Source organism: Streptomyces sp. HSW2009, assembly GCF_040240285.1.
GTDB lineage: Bacteria > Actinomycetota > Actinomycetes > Streptomycetales > Streptomycetaceae > Streptomyces.
Genome location: NZ_JBEHZD010000652.1, coordinates 1 through 3,868, shown reverse-complemented (window position 1 = coordinate 3,868; position 3,868 = coordinate 1). Strand labels below are relative to the sequence as shown.

3 protein-coding genes are annotated in these 3,868 nt (G+C 78.3%); 2 read left to right on the top strand and 1 reads right to left on the bottom strand.

Annotated features, from left to right (window positions below; all coding sequences use genetic code 11):
• Positions 1–729: 729 nt before the first annotated feature.
• Entirely contained in the window at positions 730–1,845 is a 1,116-nt protein-coding gene (gene cobC / locus AAHZ94_RS30205; RefSeq protein WP_349996911.1) for an Rv2231c family histidinol phosphate aminotransferase CobC, read from the top strand.
• 357 nt (positions 1,846–2,202) lie between these two features.
• Here the strand turns inward: cobC and AAHZ94_RS30200 are convergent, their stop codons facing one another.
• Positions 2,203–2,811 carry a TetR/AcrR family transcriptional regulator gene (locus tag AAHZ94_RS30200; protein ID WP_349996910.1) on the bottom strand — a complete coding sequence of 203 codons (609 nt, stop codon included), beginning with the start codon at positions 2,809–2,811 and terminating at the stop codon, positions 2,203–2,205.
• 94 nt (positions 2,812–2,905) lie between these two features.
• Between AAHZ94_RS30200 and AAHZ94_RS30195 the strand changes: the two genes are divergently transcribed.
• Positions 2,906–3,655 carry an SDR family oxidoreductase gene (locus AAHZ94_RS30195; protein ID WP_349996909.1) on the top strand — a complete coding sequence of 250 codons (750 nt, stop codon included), beginning with the start codon at positions 2,906–2,908 and terminating at the stop codon, positions 3,653–3,655.
• The last annotated feature ends 213 nt before the right edge of the window (positions 3,656–3,868 follow it).

Here is a 3,868-nt window from a genome sequence, read left to right as displayed (position 1 = left end):
CGACCTGCGCACTGGCGGTGCCGGCCCACCGCGGGCGGGCCCCGGACGACGCCTCCCCCGCGCCCGCGCCCGACGACACGCCATCCGCCCCCGGTGACGCCCCACCCGCGCCGGGCAGCGCTCCCACCGCGTCGAGCGGCCCCCCGCCCGCAGCCGACGGCACCTCACGCGCACCCGACGGTGCCGCATCCGCACCAGGCGGCGGCCCCCCGCCCGTCCCCGGGACCGCCTCACCCCCACCCGACGGCGCCCCGGCCACGCCGGGTCCCGCCTTACCCGCACCCGGTGACGCCCCACCCGCACCGGGCGCCCCCGACCCCGCCGGCCCCGCACCCCGCTGACCTGCCGGGCCGCCCGGCGTGCGGCCCGTAGGACCTGCCCGGCGGCGCCGCGGTGGCCAGCGGTAACGTCACGGGGCACCGCCGCGAGTCCTGGCCGGCCACCGGCGGGTACGGGGCGCCGCTCGCGTACCGGACACCGTGGCGCCTCACCGAACCGGCGGCGGCGGGGGGGGGGGCCCCGCGGGGGGGGGGCCCCCCCGCCCCCCCCCGCCCCCCCGGGGGGCGCCCCCCCCCCCCCCCGGCCCCCCCCCCCCCCCCCCCCCCCCCCCCCCCCCCCCCCGCCCCCCCCGGCGGCCCCCCCCCCCCCCCCCCCCCCCCCCGGGGCCGGGGCCGCGGGCGCCCGGCGAGGCGGCCGGCTGCCGGCGCCCGGGGCGTGGGGAGCGTGAGGATGCCCTTGCAGCGCACGGAGCCGGCGCCCGGCCCCGCGGTGGAGTCCGCCGGGCCGGGCCCCGATCTGCGCCACCACGGCGACGCCGAGGTGCGGGGCAGCGCCGCGGCCCTGGTGGACCTGGCCGTCAACGTGCGGGCCGACACCCCGCCCCGCTGGCTCAAGGCCCGCATCGCCGCATCGCTCGACACGCTGGCCGCCTACCCGGACGGCACGGCCGCGCGCGGGGCGGTGGCCGAGCGGCACGGGCTGCCGCCGGAGCGGGTGCTGCTCACGGCCGGGGCGGCCGAGGCGTTCGTCCTGATCGCGCGGGCCCTGCCGGGGCGCCGCCCGGTGGTGGTGCACCCGCAGTTCACCGAGCCCGAGTCGGCGCTGCGGGACGCGGGGCGGACGGTGCGGCGGGTACTGCTGCGGCCGGCCGACGGGTTCCGGCTGCGCCCCGACGACGTGCCGGCCGACGCCGATCTGGTGGTGATCGGCAACCCCACCAACCCGACGTCCGTACTGCACCCCGCCGACGTGCTGACGGCCATCGCCCGGCCCGGCCGGACGCTCGTCGTGGACGAGGCGTTCATGGACGCGGTGCCGGGCGAGAGCGCGTCGCTGGCCGCGCGCACCGACGTGCCGGGGCTGGTCGTGCTGCGCAGCCTCACCAAGACCTGGGGCCTGGCCGGGCTGCGCATCGGCTACGTGCTGGCCGATCCGGCCACCATCGGCGCGCTGGAGCGGGCCCAGCCGCTGTGGCCGGTGTCCTCGCCGGCGCTCGCCGCCGCCGAGGCGTGCAGCACGCCCAAGGCGCGGGCGGAGGCGGCCCACGCCGCCCACCGCATCGCCGCCGACCGGGCCCATCTGATCGCCGGGCTGGCTCAGTTCCCGCTCGTACGGGTCTGCGAGCCGGCGGCCGGCCCGTTCGTCCTCATCCACCTGCCGGGGGCCGACGCGGTACGCCACCGGCTCCGGGCGGCCGGTTTCGCGGTCCGTCGCGGCGACACCTTCCCCGGCCTCGGCACCGACTGGCTCCGGCTGGCCGTACGGGACCGGGCGACCACCGACCGCTTCACCACGGCCCTCGGCCACGCCCTGCGGGACGCACCGGCGGGCGAACCCACACGCTGACCCACCGCGCGCGGGGTCACCGATCCCCCGCTGCTCCGCAGCCACTGCCCGCCGCTGCCCCGCCACCAGTCCGCCGCTGATCTGCTGCCGGCCCTGCCGCGATCTGCTGCTGATCTGCCGCGCGCCGACCCGAGGTGCCTCGCGTGCGCGGGTACACGCGTGGCGGTGCGCCGCGGGGCCGCCCAGGTCCCGCACCTTCGCGTGCGCGGGCGCGCGGGGGCGGCGCAGCACAGCACCTCGTACGGGAAGGGCAGACCGGGGCGCCTCGCGCGCGGACGCGGGCGGTGCGGTCAACCCGTGGGCGACCGCCGGCCCATGCCTGCCCCTCGCGCGCGGGCGCGGGGCACGTGCTCCGGCTCAGCAGAGCGGCCACGTGCGGAGCGCCGCGTCCGCCATGCGCTGTAGTTCCTCGCGGTCGACGCCGCTCGACGCCTGTACGGCGATGCCGAACACGAGCGTCGTGACGTAGCGGGCCAGCAGGACCGGATCGCTCTCCGGCGGCAGGTCGCCGTCCTCCCGCGCGCGCACGAACCGGTCGCGGACCCGACAGCAGCCGTCGTTGCGCCAGGCGGCGAGCAGGTCGCGGACGTCGCTCCCGGCCGCGCTGGCGACCAGCGCGCCCTGGACGCCGAGGCAGCCGTGCGGCCGGGCGGGACGGGTGGTGGTGCGGACGGTTCCGGCCAGGATCGCGGTGGCCACCTCGCGCGCGGTCGGCTCCTCCAGGGCCCGGGCCAGATAGGCGCCCGGCCCCTCCGTGTAGCGCGCCAGGGCCTTGCGGAACAGCTCCTCCTTGTTGCCGAAGGCCGCGTACATGCTCTTGGCGGAGATGCCCATCGCCGCGGTGAGCGTGGCCAGGCTGGCGCCCTCGTACCCGTGCTCCCAGAAGGTCAGCATGGCGCGCTCAAGGGCTTCGTCCGCGTCGAACCCCCGCGGACGTCCGACGGGGCCGCTCTGTTTGGTTCCCACGCCCGCAGCCTATCCCCTTCGGCAGTGACCGATGCAGAAGTGCTACGGTCCATTTCTGCATCGATCGATGCAGAACTCGAAGGGGGTTACCGACATGGCACTACTCGCAGGCAAGACCGCCCTGGTCACCGGCGGCAGCACCGGGATCGGCCTGGCCAGCGCCGTACGGCTGGCGGCCGAGGGGGCGCACGTGTTCATCACCGGCCGGCGCAGGGCCGAGCTCGACGCGGCGCTCGCGACGATCGGCCCCGCGGCCACCGCCGTCGTCGGCGACGTCGCGGACCTGGCCGACCTGGACCGGCTCTACGCGGCGGTGCGCGACCGGGGACGGGGCCTTGACGTGCTGTTCGCGAACGCCTCGATCGCCGCGTTCGCCAGGCTGGAGGAGATCACCGAGGAGCACTTCGACACCCTCTTCGGCATCAACCTCCGCGGCATGCTGTTCACCGTCCAGAAGGCGCTGCCGCTGCTCAACGACGGCGCATCGGTGATACTCAACGGCTCGACCAACGTGGACGTCGGCGCGGAGGCGTTCGGCGTGTACGCGGCGAGCAAGGCGGCCACCCGCTCGTTCGCCAGGACCTGGGCCAACGAGCTCAAGGGGCGCGGCATCCGGGTCAACACGATCACCCCGGGCCCGACCGACACGCCCGGCCTCGCCGGACTCGTCCCCGACCCGGACCAGGCGACCGGCTTCCGGGAGCAGCTGGTCTCCCAGGTACCGCTGGGCCGCCTCGGCCGCCCGGAGGAGATCGCCGCCGCAGTGGCCTTCCTCGCCTCCGAACAGAGCAGCTTCGTCACCGGTTCGAGCCTGTACGTCGACGGCGGCCTGAACCAGGTCTGAGCGCCGCCGGGCGCCCGCCCCGTACGGCCGCAGCCCCCGCGCGGCTCGTATGACCTGTGCGGCTCGTACGGCCCACGGGCCGGCCACCGAGCCACTGAGCCGCCGGGCCGGGGGGGGGGGGGGGGGGGGGCCGGAGGGGGGGGTGGGGGGGGGGGGGGGGGGGGGGCCACGGGGGGGGTTTTTTGGGGGGGGGGGGGGGGTTGGGGGGGGGGG